Here is a 24264-nt window from a genome sequence, read left to right on the forward strand (position 1 = left end):
TGTAGAGCCTGCAAACAGTATTAGGTACTACAGCTTACAGGCCCTGATCTGCGCTTAGAGCCCTAGGTAGTTATCCAGGCCGATGGTCAAACCAGGGTGGTCCGCAACCTGGCGCACACCAGTCAGTACGCCCGGCACGAAGGACTCGCGGCCGTAGGAATCCTGACGGATCGTCAGCGACTGATCGCGTGTACCGAAAATGATGTCTTCGTGCGCGACCATGCCGGTCATGCGAACCGCGTGTACCTTGACACCATCAACGTCGGCGCCACGGGAGCCGTCCAGAGAGGTCTCGGTTGCGTCTGGCATCGCAGGAAGGTTCGCTTGACGACGAGCCTCTGCGATCCCCTGTGCGGTCTTGACCGCGGTACCCGACGGTGCATCAAGCTTGTTCGGGTGGTGGTACTCAACTACCTCGGCAGACTCGAAGAACGGTGCCGCCTGCTTTGCAAAAGCCATCGCGAGAACAGCAGAGATGGCAAAGTTCGGCGCAATGAGTACGCCGGTCTGTGGATTGTCGTTGATCCATGCGCGGACCTGGTCGTAGCGCTCGTCATCAAAACCGGTAGTTCCGACGACTGCGTGGATACCGTTCTTGATGCAAAACTCGAGGTTGTCCATCACAACGTTCGGGGTGGTGAAGTCAACGATGACCTGTGCACCGTTTTCAACAAGCACGTCGAGAGAGTCGTTCTGATCGACCTCTGCGACGAGCTCCAAATCATCCGCAGCTTGTACACCTGCGACAACAGCAGAACCGACGCGACCCTTGGCGCCTAGTACTCCAACTTTGATTGTCATTAAAAGCTCCTTAAATTTTGTACCTAATGTCTTATCACGTTTCGCTAACGCGTGCGCGGTTCACTTCCGTCGTTCTGCCGTTGTCGCTGGATACGAGCATCAGGCAGAATGGGATATATGCGCATTAATATTACTTCTATTTACTTTGACGATCAGTTGAAGGCTCTCGACTTTTACACCGATACCCTTGGCTTTCAGGTCAAGCATAATGTGCCGGTAGGCGACGCACACTGGATCACCCTCGTGTCGCCCGAAGACCCAGAAGGAACCGAACTCCTTCTCGAGCCTACCGGCCATCCCGCCTCAAAGACCTTTAATGAGGCCCTTTATGCCGATGGAATCCCCTTCACACAATTCGCAGTTGACGACATCCAAAGTGAATTTCACCGCCTTCAATCCCTCGGCGTGCAGTTTTCCATGGAGCCTACCTCCATGGAGAATGTGACCTTTGCAGTTTTCGACGACACCTGTGGCCACTACATCCAACTTATTCAGCAGAACTAAGTCGTTCCTGCTCTGGCACCATTGATCCTCCGGTCGCCCAGACCACGTGCGTGCCTGGCAAGTGCGCGAATTGTTCATACGCCGTGAACCCCGCAGCCGCAGACGGCTCAAGGTAGTACCCGGAGGAATGAAAGAAGCGCTCTGCATCGCGCAGCATCGTCGCGTCGTCGGTGGTAACGCATGCGGTTACCGACCTGCCCATTCGCTTGCCGACGAACCCGCTCGTCCTTCCCACAGCCAGCCCATCAGCCACGGTGATGCCATCGAGACCAATGTCTGCGACTGCAATATCGTCGTAGCGCCCTGTGGCGAGGCCCAGCACCATCGAAGGCGCATGAGTCGGTTCGACGAAATAGCCGTGGACGTTGTCTTCAAATTCGGTTTTGAGGCCGAAGAGCACACCACCTGGCCCTCCTCCGACACCGCAAGGAAGGTACACGTGGAGCGGGCTTTCGGGGGTGACCTCTACCCCGCTCCGTTCCAGCTGCGCTTTCAGGCGACGTCCCGCGACGGCATATCCCATGAACAGGTCGGCCGAGTTTTCGTCGTCGACGAAAAACGTGTCAGGCTCCTTCCCAGTTTGCCGTGCGATCGCGACCGCGTCGTTGAAGTCACCCTCATGTTCGACGACAACGCAACCTTTCTCGCGCAGCATGTCTTTCTTCCACTGCTTTGCTTCACGCGACATGTGGACTTCAACGCGAAAACCGATTGCGGCCGACATAATTCCGATGGATAGCCCAAGGTTGCCCGTGGATGCCACGGTAATGCGGTACCGAGAATAGAAGGCTTGGTCACCAAGTGGGCCACCTAGGTCGTCGGCAAGCTTTAGCACCGTATAGATGCCACCTCGGGCCTTGATCGAACCTGAGATCGGCAGATGGGAGTCAAGTTTGACCCACATGGAGCCTCGCTGGATGAAAGGGGATTCGATAATCCCGTGGTCTGTGCCTTCGAAGTGCTCGGCGATCCACGGCGCATGGCGGAGTAGGAGCGCTTCGGCATCGTCGATATCGATCCGCCCGTACTCTAAGTCGGCTTGGGCACTGCGCCACGAGGTGAGATTCGGGTTTAGCCACACGGTCGGGGTGGCGCGGCGGAGGTCGTCGAGTAGCGGTGACATGTTTCTACTCTACGAGATCGACGTACAACGATTCGCTCACGATTCCACTTGGCGTGTTCGCACCGGTCTCGTGGCACGATATGGTGAAACTATGAAACAGAAGACACTCGCGTTTATTTCCGCCCCATTAGTTGCGGCATTGGTGCTGACCGGGTGCTCGCCAGCTAACGAGCAGCCCAGCACGGCGCCCCAGTCGACGAGCTCGGAGGCTGCTTCCTCAGTAGACTCAGTAGACTCAGTAGACGGAGCCTCCGATCAGTCGACATCGACCATCGCTTCAGACGAACCAGAGGTCATGCTTGGTACCGCTAACGTCGCCCCTACTTCTGACACGACTCCAGAACTAGCAGAGTTGGTAATTAAGGATGTCCGCGTTGGCTCCCACGAAGGCTTCGACCGCGTGGTCTTCGAGTTCGACGGCACCGGCACCCCCGGCTATCACGCGGGCTACACCGACGAGCCTCGCCAGCAGGCTTCCGGAATGCCCCTCGAAGTCACGGGCGATGCCTACCTCGAGTTGATGATCCACGGCACGCCGATGGGCATGGGAGATCTCGAATCGCCGCTCATCCAAATGGGTCCGATGGACCTGCAAGCCGGAAACGTACAAGGCGTCACTCACGGTGGGGTATTCGAAGCAGACACGCAGTATGTCATCGGCGTGGACAAGCAGCGCCCCTACTCTGTCACGGTTCTAGAGAACCCGACGCGGGTCGTGGTTGACGTAGAAAAGTAGCACACGCGAAAACGCACCGCCGCTGAAGTTGACAGTGGCGGTGCGTTCGTCGTTAAGCGAACAGTACTTACTCGTCGTCCGAGACTGGAACCAGGGAAATCTTGCCGCGGTTGTCCACGTCCGCGATCTCGACCTGGATCTTGTCGCCGACGTTGACTACATCTTCGACCTTCTCGATGCGCTTGCCGTCACCGAGCTTGGAGATGTGGACCAAGCCGTCGCGGCCCGGGGTCAGCGACACGAATGCGCCGAACGCCACGGTCTTCACAACGGTACCTAAGAAGCGCTCTCCGACCTTAGGAAGCTGCGGATTAGCGATCGCGTTGATCTTCTCCAGCGCCTGGTCAGCGGCCTCGCCGGAAGCTGCCGACACGAACACGGTGCCGTCGTCCTCAATGGAAACGTCTGCGCCGGTGTCCTCAGTGATCTGGTTGATGGTCTTGCCCTTCGGGCCAATGAGCTCACCGATCTTGGACACTGGGACCTTCACGGTCGTGATCTTCGGAGCCAGTGCGCTCATCTCGTCCGGAGTGTCAATGACCACAGCCATGGTCTCCAGGATTGCATCGCGCGCCTCCTTCGCCTGATCCAAAGCGTCTGCAAGGACCTGGGATGGGATGCCGTCGAGCTTGGTGTCCAACTGCAATGCGGTGATGAACTCAGAAGTACCTGCGACCTTGAAGTCCATGTCACCGAATGCGTCTTCCGCGCCAAGGATGTCGGTCAGAGCGACGAACTTTTCCTGTCCATCGACATCGCCGGACACAAGCCCCATCGCAATGCCAGCGACAGGCGCTTCAAGGGGTACGCCTGCGTTGTACAGCGACAGAGTTGACGCACAAACGGAACCCATGGAGGTTGAGCCGTTGGAGCCCAAGGCCTCCGACACCTGACGAATGGTGTACGGGAACACCTCGCGGGATGGGATCACAGGAAGCAACGCACGCTCCGCCAGCGCACCGTGGCCGATCTCGCGGCGCTTCGGGGAGCCAACACGTCCGGTCTCGCCGGTGGAGTATGGCGGGAAGTTGTAGTGGTGGATGTAGCGCTTCGACTTATCTGGGTGCAGGGAGTCGAGCTGCTGCTCCATCTTCAGCATGTCCAGGGTGGTCACGCCGAGGATCTGGGTCTCGCCACGCTCAAACAGTGCGGAACCGTGGGCGCGTGGGATGAGTTCAACCTCGACGCCGAGATCGCGGATGTCGGTGGTACCACGGCCGTCGATGCGGTAGCCCTCTGCAAGGATCTTGCCACGAACAACGTCCTTCATCACAGCGTTGAAAGCAGCGCGAATCTGCTTCTCGGCGGCGTCGTCGTCAAGCTCGTCTTCAAAGTCGTCGACAAGATCGTCAACGATCTTTTCCATGTAGGCGTTGGAAGCGTCTTCGCGTTCCTGCTTGCCCGCGATGGTCATGATCTCGGAGAGCTTCTTGCGCGCCTTCTTGTCAACCTTCTTGTACACCTCGTCGATGTACGGAGGGAACAGTGGGAACTCTTGCGTTTCCTTCGCGGTGCGCTCTGCCAGACCAGCCTGGGCCTCGCACAAAGTCTTGATGAATGGCTTCGCAGCTTCCAAGCCCTCGGAGACGGTGGACTCCGTCGGCGCGGGTGCACCGTTCTTGATTTGCTCGACAACATTGTTGCCTGCGCCAGCCTCGACCATCATGATCGCTACATCGTCAACGGTCTTTCCACCACGCTTACGAGTAACCATACGACCGGCGACAACCATCTCGAACAGCGCACGCTCGTGCTGCTCGTGGTTAGGGAATGCAACCCACTGGCCTTCTGGGTGCTTGTCGTCAGCGATCAACGCGATGCGTACACCGCCAACGGCGCCAGAAACAGGCAGACCCGACAGCTGGGTCGCGGCCGATGCACCATTGATAGCGACAACGTCGTAGTAGTCCTCTGGGTTCATCGACATAACCGTGATGACAACCTGGACTTCGTTGCGCAGGCCCTTGACAAAGGTCGGGCGCAACGGGCGGTCAATCAAGCGACAAGCAAGGATTGCCTCGGTAGACGGGCGACCTTCGCGGCGGAAGAAACCACCCGGGATGCTTCCGGCTGCATACATGCGCTCTTCAACATCAACGGTCAGCGGGAAGAAATCGAAACCTTCCCGAGGATTGTTCGATGCTGTGGTGGTAGCCAGCAGCATGGTGTCGTCGTCAAGGTAGGTGGTGACGGAGCCGTCAGCCTGGCGTGCTAGCTGTCCGGTTTCAAAGCGGATGGTACGGGTACCGAAGTCGCCATTGTCGATCGTTGCAATTGCTTCGGTGATTCCAAAGTCGTCGTATTCTGCGAATTCAACGGAGTTTTGGGGGGTGTGCTTACTCAAGTGTGCCCTTTCGTTGGGTCAATCCCGGCGATCTTCGGTGCCGCCGACGTGATGAACTTTCGTAACGCGAGCCATTTTATCAGTCCGCACGGCGTTTGCACAGTTCAAACAATATGACCCCATGGGTTTCAACGTCACTCACGGACATTCTCGTTCAGCGGATCGAATAGTCGGAGTGAAACTAGCGTCGGCTCGCGGTATTTGCGCCGAGCACTCCCGAAAAGCACGAGGTCCGTTGTGAGGACGCAAAAATCCCGCCCTGTTGCCAGGACGGGATTGGGATCGAAAAGCTGCGCTGAGCTTATCGACGAAGACCCAGGCGCGCGATCAGATCACGGTAACGCTCGACGTTGTTGTCTGCCAGGTACTTCAGCAGGCCACGACGACGACCGACGAGCAGCAGCAGGCCACGACGGGAGTGGTGGTCGTGCTTGTGGAACTTCAGGTGCTCGGTGAGGTTGTTGATGCGGTAGGTCAGCAGTGCGACCTGTGCTTCTGGGGAACCGGTGTCGGTCTCGTGAAGACCGAACTCCTTCAAGATTTCAGATTTCTTCTCGGTGGTCAGTGCCATCGGAGTCTCCTTGTTTGTTTCAGTCCGCATTCTTCGGAATGGCTTTAGACTGACTGCTGCGAACCACAGTCATCGGTGTTAAAAGCCTCACGAGACTTTACGCGACGCGGACTGAGAACTCCAAATCGCTGACCTTGGCCTCCACTAAGCCTTCGCGGAAGCCAGCGCGGTCAGGCGCTGCATGAACTCGCCCAGGAAACGCTGGACATCAACACCGACTGCAACCTTGGCGGTCTTCACCGGATCGTTCAAGCGCTCTTCGTCAGCGATGGTGCGACCTCGGGTGCAGCCGTCGACCTCTGTCTTCATGTTGATGTCGATGGTGGTAACCAACGAGGGATCCACCGCAACCGCCACGGCTAACGGGTCGTGCAAGCCGCAACCACCCAGGTGAGGCGCAGTGGTCTCATATGCCTTGATGTAGTAGTCGGTAGCGTCCGCGAGGAAGGTGCCACCAGGGGTGCCGAGCTCGCGCCACTGGGTGGTCTCCTTGGTGGTAAGCAGAGTCTGCAGGGTGACATCAAGACCGATCATGGTCACGTCCTGGGCCCGACGGAAGAGTAGGTTGGTCGCTTCAGGGTCTTGGTTCACGTTTGCTTCGGCCCACGCGGAAACGTTGCCCGGTGCGGTCAGGGCTCCGCCCATCATCACGATGTGGGCGTTTTTGGCAAAGTCTTCGTCCGCTTCGATGGCTGCCGCGATGGTGGTCGACGGGCCAGTTGGTACGATCACGAGGTCGTCGCCGTACTTACGCACTGATTCGACTAGGAAATCCACCGCGGACTTCTTTTCTGCATGGCGCTTCGGCTCAGGAAGTACTGCCTCGCCGATCCCGTTGGTGCCGTGGATGAACTCGGAGATCTCTAATACTTCGAACGAATCACGCTTGCGCGCGTGATCTGGGCCTGCAAACACGGGAACATCATCGCGGCCAAAGAGCTCCAAGATGGCTAGTGAGTTACGCACTCCCGTCTCCACCAAGACATTGCCGTACGTGCCGGTAACTCCGATCACCTCTAGTTCGTCGGAGCCCAACGCGTATGCAAGCGCCAGAGCATCGTCGATACCAGTATCCAGATCCAAAATGATCTTGCGGGCCATAAAAGAATCTCCTTGAAATGAAAAGTAGAAATGCGCCTTACACTGTAGACCCGGTTCAGGAATTCAGCTGAAGGATCTTGCGAGTCGTTGCCACATCGTTAGCCATGTTGACCAAAAGATCGTCGACGGAGTTGAACTTCACCATGTCACGAACCTTTTCCACAAATTCAACGGTTGCGATACGGCCGTACAGGTCGGCATCTTGGTCCAAGATAAACGATTCCACGGACCGCTGATTGTCCCCGAAAGTCGGGTTGGTGCCGATCGAAATCGCCGCGGGATAGCGCACGCCTGGTTCCATATCGCCATCCAGCTCGCCTTCATCCACTACGGTAAACCAGCCTGCGTAGACGCCATCGCCTGGAAGTGCTTCCGCTTCGTCAAAGTATTGGTTAGCTGTCGGGTAGCCCAGCTCTTTGCCACCACGGCCAGCCCCTCGCTCGATCTCAGAAGTCACGCTGAAACGACGCCCGAGGGCTTCCGCTGCACCGCGCACGTCGCCCGCGGTGAGGTCGTTTCGAATATTCGTGGAACACACGCGCACGCCATCGTCGACAAGCAACTCGACGATGGTCACGCCCACACCGTACTGCTCCCCCAACGACTCCATGGTCTGGGACGTACCCAACCCACCGGCGCCAAAAGTGAAGTTCTGCCCGACCAACACGTGTTTCGCATTAAGCTTGTCGACGATCACGTTGCGGAAGTAATCCTGCGGACTCTCCCCTGCGAGCTCCTCAGTGAAATCGATGATCAGCAGGTGATCGACGCCCAACTCGGCAACGAGATCCGCACGCTCTGCTGGAGTTGCCAGCATCGTCGGGGTGCGCTCCGGGGCGAAAACGGCAACTGGGTGCGGATCGAATGTCATCAGCACACACGGCACGTCAAGGTCGCGTGCTTTTTCTACCGCGTTGGTGATCAGCCGCTGATGACCGCGGTGAACACCGTCGAAAACACCGATGGTGACCACAGTTCCCTTTTCTAAAGCGGGAACTGAATCTAGTCCATACCAAATATCCACACCGTAAAGAGTACGGCATACTTGATATTTATGACCGATCCCCTTCATCAATCCGGAATCGTCGTCGTGGACAAGCCACAAGGTATGACAAGCCACGACGTCGTCGCCCGTCTGCGCCGCTTCTTCTCTACCCGCAAAGTGGGCCACGCTGGAACTTTGGACCCAATGGCCACTGGCGTGCTCGTCGCAGGTATCGGTCGTGGCACTAAGCTTCTCGCTCACTTTGTTGCCCATGACAAGGTCTACGCTGCGACGATCCGTCTGGGGCAAGCGACAACCACGGATGACGCTGAGGGTGAGATCACGAGTACGGTGGATGCTTCGTCGATCAGCGACGAGCAGATCATGACCGGGGTAGCCGCACTGACCGGCGAGATCGAGCAGAAACCGTCGAGCGTGTCCGCGATCAAGATCGACGGCAAACGAGCGCACGAGTTGGTGCGCGAAGGCAAGCAGGTTGATATCCCGGCCCGCCCGGTCACGATTTTCACGTTCGATGTTCGCGCAATCCGTCGCCACGACCAGCTCATCGACGTCGACGTGTGGGTGCACTGCTCCTCGGGCACGTACATCCGCGCACTCGCGCGCGACCTCGGTGTAGCCTTGGGAGTCGGCGGGCACCTAACTGCTTTGCGACGAGAAGCAGTGGGTTCCTTCACCCTCGACGACGCCACGCCCCTGGCTGACTTGGAAGCGGCACCGAAATTCTCGCTCACGATCGACGAAGCCATGAAGCGTGCCTGGCCCGTCGTCGAAGTGAACGTCGATGAGTACGCCGCGCTGTCCATGGGCAAGTGGCTTGAACCGCGCGGGCTCAAGGGCGTGCACGCGGCGGTGGGCGCCGACGGTCGCGTCGTAGCGCTTATCAAAGAGCAGGGCAAGCGTCTTTCGACAGTGTTCGTGGCGCGGCCATCTACGCTTTAGGCCTTGATCGCGGTGCTCACGATGACGTAGTTTCCGCGGACTCGCCAACGACCCTCGATGAACGGTAATGGGGTTGGTCGCACCAGCAGGTACGCAACCAGTGTCCCGTCGAGGCGCAGATCGATCTCGGCGTCCTCGAAGCCGAGCCAGCGATGCGTCATCGGGAACCATGCCTTGTACACGGCTTCCTTCGCGCAGAATAGAAGCCTGTCGGCACCCTTGATTCCCGCGGCGCGCAGCTTATGCAGTTGGCTCAGCTCTCCACGGCGCGCGATCTGCTCGAGCACACCCTCCGGAAGCGGTTCCGCTGGTTCGGCATCGACACCAAGCGCCAGCACCTTCGATTTCGGTGCCGCCACCGCCGCGCGAAAACCCTTCGTGTGTGTTAGAGAACCCGTAAAACCCTCAGGCCACAGTGGCATACCGCGTTCTCCGCGCAAGATCGGGCCGCGATTGTCCGCACCAAGCTCATGCAGGGCTCGGTGGGCGCACCAGCGGGCATCGCCAAATTCTGCTTTACGACGATCAACCGACTGCGATACCAACAGCTGCTCCAACGGATCCAGCTCGTGGTAATTAGTCAGGTCCACTCCTTTGGGCTCGGAGAGGATATAGACGTACCGTGCTGCCGACGGGAAAAGCTCTTCGTCTTGCATTAGTCCTCCACCTCCAGCACCGGATACGGCCACGGTTCTTCACGTTCGTATTTCGACCACTCCTTGGGGTAGCCCAAGGACACCTCGATGTGCTCGATGCCGTCGTAGGTGGTGACATCTGGGATATGTAGGTGACCGTAGACCACTGCTTTGGCGTTGTAGCGCTGCGCCCACCCGCGGGTATGCCTGGTGCCACACCACAGCGCGATTTCGCTCCACCGCATCCGCATCGTTGGTTCTTGCACCAACGGCCAGTGGTTAATCAGGATTGTCTCGCCTTCAATACGTGACAGGCGCTTGGTCGAATACGTCAGGCGGTCCCAGCACCAAGCACGTACATCGACAAACGGCGCGATAGCCAGCTCGTCCGTCATCATGATGTGCTTCTCTTCGGCTGCCTTTACGGCTTCCTCCACTGTCATTCCCGGCCCGCGGAAGGAATAGTCGTACAGCGTGAACAGTGGCACGATTGTGACCCCGTCGAAGACTGGGTATTCGTCTTCTGGTGTGACTACGCCGATTCGTCGTAAAGCGAGGACCAGCTCGTCGTACTTGTGGCGGCCTCGTGCCCTGTCGGTGGCACGACAAAACAACTCGTGGTTGCCGGGGACCCAGATCACCTTGGCGTAGCGCTGCGTGAATTCGCCCAGCACGCGGACGACCACGTCGGTTCGTTCGGCGACATCACCGGCAACAATTAGCCAGTCGTTGGGGTTGGGCGGCGTCAACGTAGCGATGTGCGCATGATTGGCTTTCACCGCCGCGTGCAAATCGGAGACGGCCCACAGTGTTGTCGTCATAACTTAACTTTCTACCAGCTCGGTGGTTGCCCACGCCATGGATTTGAACCGCAAGATCACACCGACGAAGCGAATGAGGATAAACGAAAGCAGCCCAATCCAGATTCCCGTGAGCCCACCGCCAACCAAATGGCTAATCCACACACCCGGCAGGAATCCCAACAACACCGACAAAATCGTGAGATTGCGCAGGAATACAGCGTCGCTTGCGCCGAGCAACACACCGTCGAGCGCGAACACAACACCACCGAGCACGATCATGATCAATAGCAGCCACCAAGGGGTTTGCATCTGCTCCAGCACGGCCTGCTCCGAAGTGAAGATTCCCTGGATTGCACCAGCACCAATGCCAAAGACCGCTGCAAGACCCAGAGAGAAGATCATTGAATACAAGGTGACCTTCTGCCCCACTTTGCGAGCATTGTCAGTGTTTCCGCTGCCCAAGGCCGAACCCGTCAGAGTCTGGGCTGCAATGGCAAGCGAGTCCAGCACCAAGGTAATAAAGTTCCACAGTTGCAACATGATCTGATGCGCGGCCAGTGCTACAACAGACACACGGGCGGCAACCGCAGCCGCCGAAATGAATGCCACTTGGAAGGACAGCGACCGCAAAATGAGGTCGCGACCAAGCACAAGCTGGCGCTTCATCACGGCCCACTTTGGGCGCCAACTACCTCGGTGTTGTCGTCGCAAAGCAACCAGGAAGCAGCTTGCTGTGATCGTTACTCCCAGGACATTCGCTGCAGCAGATCCGACCAAGCCCCACATGTCCACGAAGATCGGTATCGCGACCGCACCTGGAACCACACCTGCCAGCGTGAAATACAACGGCCACTTGGTGTTTTGTATGCCACGGAGCCAACCGTTGCCAGCCATGACGATCAGCGTCAGTGGGATTGCGAAGGCGGAAACATGGAGCCAAGCCGCAGATCGCTCCGCGGTGTCAGGCTCTCCTGTCAACCCCAATGCGATGGGGTACGCGAAGACCCACACGATGGTGGCAAGAATCAGACCCACGGAAAGTCCGACCCACGTGGCCTGCACGCCTTCTGCGATGGCCTTGTCCCTTTGCCCCTGGCCGTACAAACGCGACGAGCGCGCAGTAGTGCCGTAGGACAAAAAGGTCAGCTGCGTGGTTACAGTCGATTGCACTGTAGTGCCGGCTGCTAGGGCGGCGAGTTCAGCGGAGCCGAGCCGGCCAATCACTGCAGTGTCCAGCAGCAGGTACAACGGCATCGCCGCCAGCACCCCTAGTGCGGGAAAAGCGAGTGAAAAGATGGTGCGGGCAGAAATCTCTCGTATCTCTGGGGTCACTGTTATGCAAGCACGCCGATCAGCTCGTCGACAACTGCCTCAGGCGCCCCGGACGTCGAGTACCCTGCAGCCGGCTTGTGCCCGCCACCGCCAAGTCGGCCAGCTACCTGGGAAACATCGATGGCGATGGAGCGCAGCGAGACTGACCAGTGCTCAGGCGCGATTTCCTTGAACACTACGCCGACGTCGGTGCCGATCAGAACCCGCACGTAGTCGATCAGCACCTCGATGGCTTGCTGAGTCATGTGCGACAAGTGTTCGTCACGCGCTACGAGCACCGCGAGTTTGAGACCGTGTGCTTCCTTGACCTGGATCTGAGACAATACTGTTCCCAGATGTTGGAGATCCTCGGCGGTCACCGCATCCATCAAATCAGTCGAGATCTGGCGTGTATCCAGCCCATATTCCATCAGCTTCGCGGCCAAGGTATGCATATGTGGCGTGCCCCAGCGGAAACTACCTGTGTCGGTGAGCAATCCCGCGTATAGGCAGTACGCAATGGTGTTATCCAGCTCGATCCCGAGCTCACCGATAATGTCATAGAGAATCGTCGTGGTGGATTCCGCATTGGCGATCAGGTTCATACCGCCAAAACCTGGGTTGGTTACGTGGTGGTCGATGACCAGAACGTGGTCCTTCACGGTATCGATCGCTGGCGCCAGTGCACCGGTGCGATCGAGCGACGCACAGTCCACGGTCACGATGAGATCTGCGTCGGGAAGTTCGCCGGTGAACACAATCGACGAGGATCCAGGTATGCACCGAAGGTTTTCCGGGATCGAGCCGTTTTCGCCAATGACGACGTGGACGCGCTGGCCATTCTTCTCCAGCGCAGCGGCGAGCGCACACGCGGATCCAATGGCATCGGCGTCGGGGCGGATGTGGGTAACAATCGTTACCGTTGCTGCTTGAGCAATGGCACGCGCAGCTCCAGCTACATCAATCGCCTTGGCGTGAGTCATCTACTGACCGTCACTTTCGGTCTTGTATGGGTTCGCATCGCCAGCTGGTTTTGCGTTCGCTTTCAGCTTAGCCAGCTCTTCGTCGCGTGCGCGTGCCTTAGCCAAAAGCTCTTCCATTCGGGCAGATGCCTCCGGGACGGTGTCAAGCTCGAACGACAGCGTTGGGGTAAAGCGCACGTTGAGTTCATCGCCGACGATCTTGCGCAGCTGACCACGCGCCTTATGCAGCGCCTCTGCTGCCTGGGCTACGTCGGGCTCTTCGTCGATCGTGCGACCGCGAACCGTGTAATACACAGTTGCATCGTGCAAATCGCCAGTTACTCGGGTATCGGTGATGGTGACTAGTTCAAGGCGTCGGTCTTTAACGGAACGCTCGATAGCGCTGGCAACAATCGTCTGGATCCTCTTGGCCAGGCGGGCCGCGCGTGGACTATCAGCCATGTCATCTCCTTGCGAGTCGGTCGGGTATGTCTAGCCTAACCAGTGTACCCAGTCGCACACAGTCTGTTAAGTCTCAACCTGCTTAACGACGACACCCCCGTCCACGGGTTCAAAACCGCGAGCGGGGGTGTCGTCGTCAAGCGTGCTGGTGCTAGGTGCGTGGGACCTCGACCATTTCGTAGACCTGGATGATGTCATCAACCTGGATCTCTGGGTAGGACAGAACCACACCACACTCGTAGCCCTTGTCTACCTCGGTAACGTCGTCCTTCTCGCGACGCAGCGAGTTGATCGTCGCGTCGGAAACAATGACGTTGCCGTCGCGGACCAAACGTGCCTTCGCGTTGCGCTTGAGCTTGCCTTCGGTAACCATGCAACCTGCGATGAGGCCGACAGCGGATGCCTTGAAGATCTGACGGATCTCCGCAGCACCAACTTCCTTCTCCTCGTAGATCGGCTTGAGCATGCCCTTCAGAGCAGCCTCAACCTGTTCGATGACTTCGTAGATAACCGTGTAGTAACGAATATCCACGCCCTCTTCGTTGGCTTCCTCAGTGGCCTTGCCCTCGGAGCGAACGTTGAACGCAATGATGACTGCATCGGATGCCGCAGCGAGGGTGACGTTGGTCTGAGTAACAGCGCCGACACCACGGTCGATGATGTTGACCTGTACCTCGTCGTCGACCTCGATGTTGAGCAACGCGTCCTCGAGCGCTTCGACAGAACCTGCATTGTCGCCCTTGAGGATGAGGTTGAGCATGCTGGTTTCCTTGAGCGCCTGATCCAGGTTCTCCAGGGAAACGCGCTTCTTCCGACGCGCCTGCAGTGCGGAACGCTGGCGAGCGTCACGCTGCGCAGCAATCTGACGTGCAACACGGTCATCTTCAACGACCAACAAGTTGTCGCCTGGCCCAGGAACACCGTTGAGGCCTTGGACCTGGACTGGGCGGGATGGACCTGCCTCCTCCACGTCGTGGCCCCACTCATCGACCATGCGGCGAACGCGACCGAAGTTGGAACCAACGACAATGGAGTCACCGACGTTCAAGGTACCGCGCTGAACCAAAATGGTAGCGACAGGACCGCGACCACGGTCGAGGTGAGCTTCGATGGAGATACCCTGCGCATCCATGTCTGGGTTCGCAGTGAGCTCCAGCGCCGCATCAGCGGTCAAGGTAACGGCCTCTAGGAGGTCATCGATACCGGTGCCCTGCTTTGCAGAGATGTCGATGAACATGGTGTCGCCACCGTATTCTTCCGGAACCAATCCGTACTCAGTCAGCTGACCACGGATTTTCTCCGGCTGCGCCTCTGGCTTATCCACCTTGTTCACAGCCACGACGATTGGCAGGTCGGCTGCCTTCGCGTGGTTGATCGCCTCCACGGTCTGCGGCATGACGCCGTCGTCCGCTGCGACCACAAGGATAGCTAAGTCGGTCGAGCGAGCACCACGGGCACGCATGGCGGTAAATGCCTCGTGACCTGGGGTATCCAGGAAGGTAATGGTGCGTTCTTGATCGTCAACGTCGACCGTTACCTGGTATGCACCAATGCCCTGGGTAATGCCACCGGCCTCGCCGGAACCAACATTAGCCTTGCGGATACTGTCAAGCAGTCGAGTCTTACCGTGGTCAACGTGACCCATGACGGACACTACCGGCGGGCGACGCTCAAGATCCTCGGATTCTCCCGCGTCCTCGCCGTACTGTAGGTCGAAGGACTCGAGTAGTTCACGATCCTCGTCCTCAGGGGAAACGAGCTGGACCTCGTAGTTGATCTCAGCGCCCAGCAGCTGCAAGGTCTCCTCGGACACAGACTGTGTCGCGGTGACCATCTCGCCCAAGTTGAACAGAGCCTGAACCAGGTTCGAAGCATCGGTGCCGATCTTCTCAGCGAAGTCAGACAAGGAGGCACCCTGACGCAAACGTACCGTTTCGCCACGCCCATCTGGAAGGCGTACGCCACCGACTACGTTTGGTGCCTGCTGCTCTTCGTACTCGCTGCGCTTCTGTCGCTTTGACTTGCGTCCACGACCCGGTGCGCCACCTGGGCGTCCGAATGCACCAGCGGTACCGCCACGACGACCGCCGCGGCCGCGGAAACCGCCACCTGCACCCGGTGCGCCTCCCTGGCTTGGACCGTTGCCCTGGCCACCGCGACCAGCGCCACGTCCTCCGCCGCCGGAGCGACGACCAGGTGCCTTAGACGGCATCTGACCTGGGCTTGGGTGTGATGGCATCTCCGCTGGCGACGGGGTGCGTCCGCGTCCACCGCCACCACCTGCGCCGGCGTTTCCGCCTGGACGTGGTGCCGGACGATCACCGGAACGCTGCTGTCCTCCACCGCGGTTGCCGCCTGGCTTCGGGCCACCTTGTGCTGCGCCACCGCGGCGGTTTTGCTGCTGCTGTCCTCCACGCCCGCCACCTGGTCGTGGTGCGGGACGTGGCGACGAGCCACCGCCGGTAGAAAATGGGTTGTTGGCTACGCGTGGAGCCCCACCCGGCTTCGGGCGTGGTCGTGGCATCGCCCCTGTACCTGCAGCAGAATCGCGGGAGTCCGCGAGCTTCTTTGCGGTTTCGCCAGGCTTTGGCACACCGGCTCCGGGCTTCGCTGCAGGAGCAGGCTTTGGTGCTGCTGCGCCTGGGGTAGGCGCGGCCGCTGGCTTCGGTGCCGCCGGCTTGGATGCCGCAGGCTGTGCAGCAGCCGGCTTCGGTGCCGCTGCTGGCTTTGGAGCGGCTGGCTTCTTCGCAGCTGCTGCGCCAGGGGTTGGCGCGGTCGCTGGCCTTGGAGCGGCAGGCTTCTTTGGAGCAGCACCACCTGGGGTGGGTGCGGCAGGCTTTTTAGCCGCAGCGCCTGGCTTGGCGCCTGGCTTGGCGCCAGGCTTCGCTGCGGGCTTTGCGGCGGGCTTGGAATCAGCGCCGTCTTGCTTGCCACTCTTGTTTTCGTAGATAGCCGTCATCTTTTTGACCACCGGTGGTTCGATGGTGCTTGATGCGGTCTTTACAAACTCGCCTTCCTCTTTCAAGGTAGCGAGCAGTTCCTTACTTGTTACGCCGAGCTTCTTTGCCAGCTCGTGAACGCGTAGCTTTCCGGGCACTTGTCTCCTCTTGGTTTGAGCTAGAGGGAGCGGCCACGGAAAGGCGGCCGACCTCTAGACGTTTACTGTGACTTTCATCGCTGATGCTTCATGGTTGTGTACTCATCAGTGTTCGGTCGTCCTTACTGTCTCGGGTCCATCTGCAAGTTCTGCAAGATACGTGCGTACATGACCTAAGTCCACGGGTGTGGACACGCGGAGTGCACGCCCAAAAGCGCGCCTTTTCTCCGCAAGTTCAAAAGCCTCCATAGTTGGGCTAATCCATGCACCTCGGCCAGGAAGTTTCCTGTCCGGATCCGCAAGCACCGTCTCTGGATCATCAGGGCTGATCACACAGCGGAGCAGCAGTTCATCAGAAGCTACTTTCCGTGTTGCGATACAGGTGCGCATCCGCATGGGACGAGTGCGTGTGCACGTGGTGTGCTGCGCAGCTTCGTTCATTCAAGTCCTTTGCATCCGTGATGGTCCGACATTGTGTTTGCGCCCCTCGCTTCGGAGGAAGTACAGGGTGCTCAAAAATGGGCCGTTCCCCAGTTTACGTCAAAGTAGCCCGAAATTGAACTCGCCCTACGCGTCGGCGTCAGAATGGATATCGATCTTCCATCCCGTGAGGCGCGCTGCCAAGCGAGCGTTCTGGCCTTCTTTGCCGATTGCCAAGGAGAGTTGGTAGTCAGGAACCACAACCCGCGCAGTCTGCGATTCGGCATCAATAATGTCCACGCGCACGACCTTCGACGGAGCCAGAGCATTGCCGACGAACACTGCGGGGTTCTCGTCAAAGTCGATGATGTCGATCTTCTCGCCACCCAGTTCTTCCATGATGTTGGTGACGCGGGTGCCGCGAGGACCGATGCACGCGCCCTTCGCATTGATGCCTTTGGCGATTCCCTTGACTGCAACCTTTGAGCGGTGGCCTGCCTCGCGGGCGATGCCGATGATCTCAACGGAGCCGTCGGCAACTTCTGGCACCTCTAGTGCAAACAATCCGCGAACTAGTTCAGGGTGGGTGCGCGACAGGTTAACCTGCGCGGAACGGTCGCCACGGTTCACACCCACCACGTAGGCCTTCACGCGGTCGCCGTGATCTAATTTCTCGCCTGGAATCTGCTCTGCTGGAATCAGAATGCCATCCTGCGGGTTGGCCTCGGTACCGATTTGCACAATCGCCATGCCACGGGCGTTTGCAGTGGCGTCGCGTTGCACAACGCCAGAGACGATGCTGCCCTCAAACTCGGAGTATTCTTCAAACGCTCGGCCCGCCTCTTCCATACGCAAGCGCTTCACAATTGCATCACGGACAGCTTTTGCGCCCACGCGGGAGAAGTTGACTGGGGTGTCGTCATACTCGGAAACCACGTTGCCTTCGTCGTCAAGCTCGCTCACGATGACGGCCACGTCACCGGTGGCAGTATCGATGTCTACGCGGGCTTTCGAGGACTCTTCTGCTGGGGTTTCGCGATAATCGCGGTACGCAAACAAGAGCGCTTGAGCAATGGTTTGCAGCAGCTCATCGACGCTAATTCCTTCCTGCTTTTCAATCGCAGACAGCGCCGAGATATCAATATTCACTTGTTGTCCTCTCGCCTTTTCATGGCTTCTTCGAATGGTTCCTCCGCGATCTCAGCCTCGGTGGCTGGCGGATTGCTAAATTCAATTTCTACCACCGCACGCACAGAATCGGAAACCCTCACGCTATCGACACGGAGGTTCTTCCCTCCCTTCGGCTCGTGAGAGATGAGGGCCACCTCTTGTTCATCGTCGGACAGTGCACCGATGCGCCACTGTGTCTTGTTGCCGTTGTCGTCCGTCAAAGTGACTAGGCGTCCACGGTTTCGTCGCCAATGCCTCGGTAACGTCAGCGGGTGATCGATGCCCGGGGTGGTCACTTCCAAGCTGTAGCCTGCACCGAAGTTGAGCTCACCGCGCTCCTCGTGTTCGTCGAAAAGCGCAGAAATTTCGTTGGATACCTCTTCAAGTTCGTCGAGCGTTGGCCGCGAATCGGAATCTAGAGCAATCGCCACGACGGACTTCTTTCCGGCCTTGGTGATCTTGATCCGTTCGACGTCCATGTTGTACTGACTCGCGACGGGAGTAATCAGCGTTTGAAGTTCTTCACTTGAAGGAAATGCCATGGCGCCATCATAGCGAGTGCTTGTTGTACAGTGATGGCCTATGTTGAAACTTCGCAAGCTCGCCGCACTTACTGTGGTCACCTTCCCACTCGCAGGCTGCGGCACGGTCCTCGACATGTTCGGTCCCGAGCCGAACCCCGAGCTTGTAGTCTTCGCCCAGCAGGCCGATGCGGATGCAGAGTCGCTTGTCGACGACCCCGCCGCCCGGGAACTCCGCGCCACCCAGGCCAAGGAGTTGTATCGCGACATCACGCGCCTGTGTGGCGTTGACGAATCCGGCCAGGCCCCTTCCTCCTGTGAGGTTGACACTCCTAACGAACTCGACGGCGGCACAGACACCCCGCGTGCCTCGGCGCACGTGATGGACATGGTCGTAGAGAAACTCCACGTGCTTCCCGACGATTCCGTCGACTTGGTCACCGCCCAGGCCATCGACTTCGCCGCTCTAGCCGAGGTAGCGCTGCCCGACGGCACGACGATTGCCGATGAGACCGATGCCACCGCGGCGCGCGAGATGCTCTCCCAGGAGTACGCAGCACAGTATGGGTTGGGTCTAGCCAGTGCTTATGCCGACGACGCGCTGCAAGAGAGGCTCGATGTCTTAGAAGACGCGCATCAACAGCGCATTGATGTGCTTGTCGATTCACTCGATGAGGCACCGCCTGCAGCCACTGGCTATGAATTCGCCGGAATGGAACCTCCCACCACGACTGAGGCGGCGGCGGAGTTCGTCGAGAAGCTTGAGGGCGAACTTGTCATCTCGTGGCGCACAATGCCTGCAGACGCGAAGTCTGCCGAATGGCTGGATATTTCTTTTGCGCTTGCTGCGCACGCCCAGTATTCTCAGAACACAACTCGCTGATAATACGATTGGGAGGCCCACGTGAGCCCGTCCACTGTCCGATCGATGCGCTGGCTCTCGTTGGTGCTGATTGCGCTCGCCGTTTTCCTTTTGACGCTGGGCCCCGCATCCGCCCCCTCTTCCCCGACCGCGATGCTTCCCGACGACGCCGAATCAACTTTCGTCGCCGAGGAACGAGCCAAGCTTTCCGACGAAAACTCCGGCTCAGCGATCGTTTTGTTCACAGGAGTGAGTCCACAGTCGTTTGGCGAGCTGCAGACTAAGGCAAACGACCTCGGCGGGCCACTGATACCGAACGAGGACATGGACGCGGCAATCGTCCCCGTGGAGATCGCTGCAGAGTCGCTGCTAGACAACGTCGATGCCGTGAAGGATCTACGCGCGACGGCTGCTGCCGACCTTCCAGACGGTGTTTCCGCGCACGTTACCGGGCCGGCAGCAATCGACGCGGACCTATCCGGGGTCTTTGAAGGCGCGAACTTCACCCTGCTGGCAGTCACCGCCATTATCGTCGCGATTCTTTTAATCTTGACCTATCGGTCCCCGATTTTGTGGATCATCCCGCTGCTGATCATCGGTCTTGCCGACCGCGTTGTAGCCACCACCTATACGTGGCTCCTCGACACCCTCGGGATGCAATGGAACGAATCCACCGGCGGCATCCTTTCCGTCCTCGTCTTCGGCGCAGGCACCAACTACGCGCTGCTACTTATTTCGCGCTACCGCGACGAGCTGCACAAAACCGAAGATCGCTTCGAGGCGATGGCCAAGGCGTGGAAACCGACCGCTGTGACGGTACTCGCCTCTGCATCCACCGTAGCGATTGGAGTGTTGTGCCTCCTGCTCTCCGCAACCCCCACCAACCGCGCCCTTGGTGTGGCGGCGGCGTTTGGCGTGGCCGTCGCCTTCCTCTTCGCGATGTTCGTACTCCCCGGCGCTTTGGTCGCCTTCGGCCGCTGGGTCTTCTGGCCTCGCCGTCCCCTAGTCGATGGCGAAACGAACCACCGCGTTTTTGATGCCGTCGGACGCGCCGTCGGAGCCCACCCACGCAAGATCCTGGTTACCTCCCTGGCCGTGCTCGGCGTGATGTGCATCGGCTATTTCCAGATCGTCACAGGACTCACCCAGGCAGACCAGTTCATCGACAAACCCGAATCCATCGCCGCGGCCAAATCGCTTGCCGACGAATTCCCGGACGCATCCGCTACCCCCGCGCTTGTAGCGACGAGCGAGCCGGCCGAAGCCACTGCCGCCTTGGAGGGCGATGGCTATTCAGTGGTCGACCAAAACGGGTTGCTCCAAGTGTCAGGTGGGTCGACCGAGGAGATCAGGTCGTCGTTAAGCGGGCTTGATGCTCAGGTAGGCGGTGCGGATGCCGAACTTGTCGACACCGAGGACTACGCGGCGAACGACCGGACGGTGATCTTCCCGCTGGTGCTTCTCTTGGTGTTCGTGGCGCTGGTGTTTCTGCTGCGGTCTTTGGTTGCGCCTGCGATCATGGTTGCCTCGGTGCTGCTGACAAACATCGCGGCACTTGGCTTGGGCTGGTGGGTGTCGTCAGCCCTGCTAGGTTTCGAAAGATTCGATTCCACGACCCCGCTGTATGCCTTTGTATTCCTTGTGGCGCTGGGCATTGATTACACCATCTTCCTGGTCACACGTGCGCGAGAGCAATCGGCCGTGGAAGGCACTAAGCAGGGCATTCTGACAGCTTTGTCGGCGACAGGCGGCGTGATTACTTCAGCAGGCATTCTGCTGGCAGCAGTATTCGCGGCGCTGGGCGTGCTTCCGCTGGTGGTGCTGGCTCAAGTGGGTATCGTGATCTGCCTCGGCGTGTTGTTAGACACCTTGGTCGTGCGCACATTGGTCGTACCGGCGATCGTCCAATTGCTCGGCGAAAAATTCTGGTGGCCCGCCCATCCTGAGCGAAACCTGGCAACGAGTACCCCCGCAAGTGGGTAGTTACCGTTCCCCAATTTCGACGCTTTTTCACCCCCGCGATTTACCCCTTCTAACCTGCCAATACACCCGCCTGGTTTCAAGCATTTGAAGGCTTGTGCTGCATCTTTTCGTTTCGATCTGTGACGGAGATCGCTAACGTTGGGTGAGTACGACAACCGAAACGAGTTTTAGCTCGGTCACGGGGTAAGTGTCAGCGAATCCGGATAACCGGCACGCACCCCTTTGGCCCGCCAAAGGAAGGAAAAGCTGTGGAACACACCCAGCCAAACACCCGTATAGATTTCTTGTACCTCTCAGAGCCGGAAATGATCGAGGCAGGTGTTGGGGATGCCGCAAAGTGTGTTGACACGATGGAGGAAGTCCTCGTCCTCCTCGCCCGGGGCGACTACCGCATGGCCGGAGCGTCCGCGAACTCCCACGGAGCACAAATCAATTTCCCGAAGAATCCGCAGCACGAAGGCATGCCGGCCGACGGCCCCGACCGACGCTTCATGGCCATGCCTGCATACATCGGTGGCCGCTTCCGCACCACTGGCGTGAAGTGGTACGGCTCCAACGTGGAAAACCGCAACAAGGACCTGCCCCGCTCCATTCACCTGTTCATCCTGAACGACACCGACACCGGTGCGCCACTGGCCGTCATGTCGGCGAACACGCTGTCCGCGTACCGCACCGGTGCTGTCCCTGGCGTGGGCGTGAAGCACCTAGCGGTGGACAACGCCGAGACCGTCGGAATCATTGGCCCAGGCGTAATGAGCCGCACCATCTTTACCTCGGCCATGTCACAACGGCCGTCGATCAAGCACCTCAAAATCAAAGGACGCTCTGCAAAGTCGACAGAGCGCGCGGCCAACTGGTTCCGCGAGCAATTCCCGACGATCACCGTAGAGGTCGTCGACAGTGAACAGGCGGCGATTGAAGGCTCCGACATCCTGATCGGCGGCACCTCCACCTCCCCGGACGGCCCATCCGGATTCCCGTATTTCAAGACCGAGTGGCTCAAGCCAGGCGCGTTGGTCCTGTGCCCTGCCGCGGCGCGCTTTGACGACGACTTTGTCACCTCGGACGCAGCAAACCTTGTGGTTGATTACAAGGGTCTGTATTCCGAGTGGTTCAACGAGAACGGCCCGAATATCACCTACGAGAAGCTGCTTGGCATCCCAGGCAATCGCTGGTGGGACATGATCCAAGACGGCACGCTGCCGGAGTCCAAGCTGCACAACATCGGAGACATTGCCGACGGTAACGCGCCCAAGCGCGAAAACGACGAGCAGATCTTCCTGTACTCCATCGGCGGAATGCCGGTCGAGGACGTGGCATGGGCAACCGACCTGTACGAAAACGCCGTGACCAAGGGAATCGGCACGAAACTCAACCTGTGGGAAACCCCACAGCTTTCATAACAAACAATGGCCCCCGGTGCGGGGCCATTCCTGTATCAAACAACAACTCACTCAAGGACTGAGACACCGTGGCTTTTCAGACAGCCGACGAACTTCGCAAGTTTATGCACGATGAAGAGGTTGAATTCCTCGACATCAGATTTACTAACCTCACCGGAATGGAGCACGCCCTTACCGTTCCGATCAGCGAATACGACGACGACGCGGTAGAAAAAGGCTTCGCATTCGACGGCTCCTCCGTGGCCGGATTTACCACCGTCGAAGCCTCTGACATGATGCTTAAGGCCGATGTTCCTACCGCTCACGTCGACCCGTTCCGCGCGCGCAAGACCGTCAACATGAAGTTCTTTGTGCACGACCCATTTACCGGCGAGCCATTCTCCCGCGACCCTCGCAACGTGGCTCGCAAGGCCGAAGAGTACCTGCAGGAAACCGGCATCGCCGACTCCTGCTCGATCGGCGCCGAGGCAGAGTTTTATGTGTTCGACTCCGTGCAATACTCCACCGATATCAACACCGCGTTTTACAAGGTCGACTCCGACGAAGGCTGGTGGAATTCGGGCGCCGAAACGATGATGGACGGCTCCCCCAACCGCGGCAACCAAATCCGGGTCAACGACGGCTACTTCCCCACCGCGCCTTACGACAAGACGATCCCGGTACGCGACGAGATCGCCCACACCCTGACCGAGGTCGGCTTCCATATCGAGCGTTTCCACCACGAGGTCGCAACCGGCGGTATCCAGGAAGTCAACTACCGGTACAACACCCTCCTGCGCGCGGGCGACGATCTGCAGACGTTCAAGTACATCGTTAAGGGCACGGCGGAGCGCATGGGGCAAACGGCGACATTCATGCCGAAACCTCTCGACGGCGACGGCGGTTGTGGAATGCACGCTCACCAGTCGCTGTGGAAAGACGGCAAGCCACTGTTCTACGACGAGCAAGGCTACGCCGGTCTGTCGGATCTCGCACGCTGGTATATCGGCGGCCTGCTCAAGCACGCTCCGGCTGTGATGGCGCTGACGAACCCGACCACCAACTCTTACCGACGCCTGTACTCCGGATTTGAGGCGCCGGTCAACCTGGCTTATTCCCAGCGCAACCGTTCAGCGGCGATCCGTATTCCGGTCACGGGTGATTCGCCAAGCGCTAAGCGCCTCGAGTTCCGCGCGCCGGACCCTTCCGGCAATCCATACTTGGGATTCACCGCCCAGATGATGGCAGGTCTCGACGGCATCAAAAACCGCATCGATCCCGGCGATGCCGTGGACAAGGATCTCTACGAGCTCGAGGTTCAAAAGGAGTTCAACGTTCCTAAGGTTCCACATTCACTCGAGGATTCCCTGTTGGCGCTCGAAAACGACCACGAGTTCCTTACTGCCGGCGATGTGTTCACCGACGATCTCATCGAGACATACATCCAGCTCAAGAACGATCTGGAGATCATGCCGATGCGCCAGGGCCCAACTCCGAAGGAGTTTGAGCTCTACTACAATGTGTAGAA

22 protein-coding genes are annotated in these 24264 nt (G+C 58.8%); 7 read left to right on the forward strand and 15 right to left on the reverse strand.

Annotated features, from left to right (window positions below; genetic code table 11):
• Positions 1-54 precede the first annotated feature (54 nt).
• The gene (gene dapB / locus QP027_RS06680) at positions 55-801 is read right to left on the reverse strand and encodes a 4-hydroxy-tetrahydrodipicolinate reductase (protein WP_284823478.1); all 747 of its coding nucleotides are present in this window, start codon (positions 799-801) and stop codon (positions 55-57) included.
• Positions 802-918: 117 nt separating this feature from the next.
• Here dapB and QP027_RS06685 point away from each other — a divergent pair, with 117 nt between their 5' ends.
• Complete coding sequence (locus QP027_RS06685) at positions 919-1305, forward strand: VOC family protein (RefSeq protein WP_284823479.1); 387 nt, start codon at positions 919-921, stop codon at positions 1303-1305.
• On the opposite strand, the gene dsdA is transcribed toward QP027_RS06685, so the two are convergent.
• Positions 1289-2428 carry a D-serine ammonia-lyase gene (gene dsdA, locus QP027_RS06690; RefSeq protein WP_284823480.1) on the reverse strand — a complete coding sequence of 380 codons (1140 nt, stop codon included), beginning with the start codon at positions 2426-2428 and terminating at the stop codon, positions 1289-1291. The genes QP027_RS06685 and dsdA overlap by 17 nt on opposite strands.
• A gap of 91 nt (positions 2429-2519) precedes the next feature.
• Between dsdA and QP027_RS06695 the strand changes: the two genes are divergently transcribed.
• Entirely contained in the window at positions 2520-3164 is a 645-nt protein-coding gene (locus QP027_RS06695) for an AMIN-like domain-containing (lipo)protein (RefSeq protein ID WP_284823482.1), read from the forward strand.
• Positions 3165-3231: 67 nt separating this feature from the next.
• Here the strand turns inward: QP027_RS06695 and QP027_RS06700 are convergent, their stop codons facing one another.
• From QP027_RS06700 to QP027_RS06715, 4 genes are all read right to left on the reverse strand, one after another.
• Positions 3232-5508 (reverse strand): polyribonucleotide nucleotidyltransferase, encoded by a 2277-nt coding sequence (locus tag QP027_RS06700; protein ID WP_284823484.1) that lies wholly within the window; start codon positions 5506-5508, stop codon positions 3232-3234.
• 301 nt (positions 5509-5809) lie between these two features.
• Positions 5810-6079: a 30S ribosomal protein S15 gene (gene rpsO / locus QP027_RS06705; protein WP_284823486.1), complete on the reverse strand. Its 270-nt coding sequence runs from the start codon at positions 6077-6079 to the stop codon at positions 5810-5812.
• A gap of 144 nt (positions 6080-6223) precedes the next feature.
• The gene (locus QP027_RS06710) at positions 6224-7180 is read right to left on the reverse strand and encodes a nucleoside hydrolase (RefSeq protein WP_284823487.1); all 957 of its coding nucleotides are present in this window, start codon (positions 7178-7180) and stop codon (positions 6224-6226) included.
• Positions 7181-7235: 55 nt separating this feature from the next.
• The gene (locus QP027_RS06715; RefSeq protein ID WP_284823488.1) at positions 7236-8204 is read right to left on the reverse strand and encodes a bifunctional riboflavin kinase/FAD synthetase; all 969 of its coding nucleotides are present in this window, start codon (positions 8202-8204) and stop codon (positions 7236-7238) included.
• A gap of 30 nt (positions 8205-8234) precedes the next feature.
• On the opposite strand from QP027_RS06715, the gene truB reads away from it, so the two are divergent.
• Complete coding sequence (gene truB, locus QP027_RS06720) at positions 8235-9128, forward strand: tRNA pseudouridine(55) synthase TruB (protein ID WP_284823490.1); 894 nt, start codon at positions 8235-8237, stop codon at positions 9126-9128.
• Here truB and QP027_RS06725 read toward each other — a convergent pair.
• The 9 genes from QP027_RS06725 to rimP all read right to left on the reverse strand — a co-directional run bounded on the left by QP027_RS06725 (position 9125) and on the right by rimP (position 18530).
• Positions 9125-9784, reverse strand: a complete 660-nt coding sequence (locus QP027_RS06725; protein ID WP_284823492.1) for a 4'-phosphopantetheinyl transferase family protein — start codon at positions 9782-9784, stop codon at positions 9125-9127. The two genes, truB and QP027_RS06725, sit on opposite strands and share 4 nt — an antisense overlap.
• Positions 9784-10584: a metallophosphoesterase family protein gene (locus QP027_RS06730; RefSeq protein WP_284823494.1), complete on the reverse strand. Its 801-nt coding sequence runs from the start codon at positions 10582-10584 to the stop codon at positions 9784-9786. The genes QP027_RS06725 and QP027_RS06730 overlap by 1 nt, the downstream gene beginning before the upstream one ends.
• Before the next feature lie 3 nt (positions 10585-10587).
• Positions 10588-11820, reverse strand: a complete 1233-nt coding sequence (locus tag QP027_RS06735; RefSeq protein WP_432418623.1) for an MATE family efflux transporter — start codon at positions 11818-11820, stop codon at positions 10588-10590.
• 80 nt (positions 11821-11900) lie between these two features.
• Positions 11901-12860 (reverse strand): DHH family phosphoesterase, encoded by a 960-nt coding sequence (locus tag QP027_RS06740; protein ID WP_284823496.1) that lies wholly within the window; start codon positions 12858-12860, stop codon positions 11901-11903.
• On the reverse strand, positions 12861-13301 hold the full coding sequence (gene rbfA / locus QP027_RS06745; RefSeq protein ID WP_284823498.1) for a 30S ribosome-binding factor RbfA: 441 nt from the start codon (positions 13299-13301) through the stop codon (positions 12861-12863). It abuts the gene before it with no gap.
• A gap of 151 nt (positions 13302-13452) precedes the next feature.
• Positions 13453-16398 (reverse strand): translation initiation factor IF-2, encoded by a 2946-nt coding sequence (gene infB / locus QP027_RS06750; RefSeq protein WP_284823500.1) that lies wholly within the window; start codon positions 16396-16398, stop codon positions 13453-13455.
• A gap of 105 nt (positions 16399-16503) precedes the next feature.
• Entirely contained in the window at positions 16504-16839 is a 336-nt protein-coding gene (locus QP027_RS06755) for a YlxR family protein (RefSeq protein WP_284823501.1), read from the reverse strand.
• A gap of 126 nt (positions 16840-16965) precedes the next feature.
• Positions 16966-17967 (reverse strand): transcription termination factor NusA, encoded by a 1002-nt coding sequence (gene nusA / locus QP027_RS06760; RefSeq protein ID WP_284823503.1) that lies wholly within the window; start codon positions 17965-17967, stop codon positions 16966-16968.
• The gene (gene rimP / locus QP027_RS06765; protein WP_284823504.1) at positions 17964-18530 is read right to left on the reverse strand and encodes a ribosome maturation factor RimP; all 567 of its coding nucleotides are present in this window, start codon (positions 18528-18530) and stop codon (positions 17964-17966) included. Before rimP ends, nusA begins: the two co-directional genes overlap by 4 nt.
• Positions 18531-18570: 40 nt before the next feature.
• On the opposite strand from rimP, the gene QP027_RS06770 reads away from it, so the two are divergent.
• The 4 genes from QP027_RS06770 (at position 18571) to glnA (ending at position 24262) form a co-directional block, all read left to right on the forward strand.
• Positions 18571-19392: a DUF4439 domain-containing protein gene (locus QP027_RS06770; RefSeq protein WP_284823506.1), complete on the forward strand. Its 822-nt coding sequence runs from the start codon at positions 18571-18573 to the stop codon at positions 19390-19392.
• A 21-nt stretch (positions 19393-19413) separates the two neighbouring features.
• On the forward strand, positions 19414-21354 hold the full coding sequence (locus QP027_RS06775; RefSeq protein WP_284823508.1) for an MMPL family transporter: 1941 nt from the start codon (positions 19414-19416) through the stop codon (positions 21352-21354).
• 248 nt (positions 21355-21602) lie between these two features.
• The gene (locus tag QP027_RS06780) at positions 21603-22757 is read left to right on the forward strand and encodes an ornithine cyclodeaminase family protein (RefSeq protein ID WP_284823509.1); all 1155 of its coding nucleotides are present in this window, start codon (positions 21603-21605) and stop codon (positions 22755-22757) included.
• A 68-nt stretch (positions 22758-22825) separates the two neighbouring features.
• Positions 22826-24262, forward strand: coding sequence for a type I glutamate--ammonia ligase (gene glnA, locus QP027_RS06785; RefSeq protein WP_284823511.1), 1437 nt, complete (start codon positions 22826-22828; stop codon positions 24260-24262).
• The last annotated feature ends 2 nt before the right edge of the window (positions 24263-24264 follow it).

Source organism: Corynebacterium breve, from assembly GCF_030252165.1.
GTDB classification, from domain to species: Bacteria; Actinomycetota; Actinomycetes; order Mycobacteriales; family Mycobacteriaceae; genus Corynebacterium; species Corynebacterium breve.

What these genes read in the sequence shown, in the direction of transcription:
- dapB (WP_284823478.1), bottom strand. Translation starts at nt 801, where the DNA reads ATGACAATCAAAGTTGGAGTACTAGGCGCCAAGGGTCGCGTCGGTTCT.
- QP027_RS06685 (WP_284823479.1), top strand. Translation starts at nt 919, where the DNA reads ATGCGCATTAATATTACTTCTATTTACTTTGACGATCAGTTGAAGGCT.
- dsdA (WP_284823480.1), bottom strand. Translation starts at nt 2,428, where the DNA reads ATGTCACCGCTACTCGACGACCTCCGCCGCGCCACCCCGACCGTGTGG.
- QP027_RS06695 (WP_284823482.1), top strand. Translation starts at nt 2,520, where the DNA reads ATGAAACAGAAGACACTCGCGTTTATTTCCGCCCCATTAGTTGCGGCA.
- rpsO (WP_284823486.1), bottom strand. Translation starts at nt 6,079, where the DNA reads ATGGCACTGACCACCGAGAAGAAATCTGAAATCTTGAAGGAGTTCGGT.
- QP027_RS06710 (WP_284823487.1), bottom strand. Translation starts at nt 7,180, where the DNA reads ATGGCCCGCAAGATCATTTTGGATCTGGATACTGGTATCGACGATGCT.
- truB (WP_284823490.1), top strand. Translation starts at nt 8,235, where the DNA reads ATGACCGATCCCCTTCATCAATCCGGAATCGTCGTCGTGGACAAGCCA.
- QP027_RS06725 (WP_284823492.1), bottom strand. Translation starts at nt 9,784, where the DNA reads ATGCAAGACGAAGAGCTTTTCCCGTCGGCAGCACGGTACGTCTATATC.
- QP027_RS06730 (WP_284823494.1), bottom strand. Translation starts at nt 10,584, where the DNA reads ATGACGACAACACTGTGGGCCGTCTCCGATTTGCACGCGGCGGTGAAA.
- QP027_RS06735 (WP_432418623.1), bottom strand. Translation starts at nt 11,820, where the DNA reads ATGCCGTTGTACCTGCTGCTGGACACTGCAGTGATTGGCCGGCTCGGC.
- QP027_RS06740 (WP_284823496.1), bottom strand. Translation starts at nt 12,860, where the DNA reads ATGACTCACGCCAAGGCGATTGATGTAGCTGGAGCTGCGCGTGCCATT.
- rbfA (WP_284823498.1), bottom strand. Translation starts at nt 13,301, where the DNA reads ATGGCTGATAGTCCACGCGCGGCCCGCCTGGCCAAGAGGATCCAGACG.
- QP027_RS06755 (WP_284823501.1), bottom strand. Translation starts at nt 16,839, where the DNA reads ATGAACGAAGCTGCGCAGCACACCACGTGCACACGCACTCGTCCCATG.
- rimP (WP_284823504.1), bottom strand. Translation starts at nt 18,530, where the DNA reads ATGGCATTTCCTTCAAGTGAAGAACTTCAAACGCTGATTACTCCCGTC.
- QP027_RS06770 (WP_284823506.1), top strand. Translation starts at nt 18,571, where the DNA reads ATGTTGAAACTTCGCAAGCTCGCCGCACTTACTGTGGTCACCTTCCCA.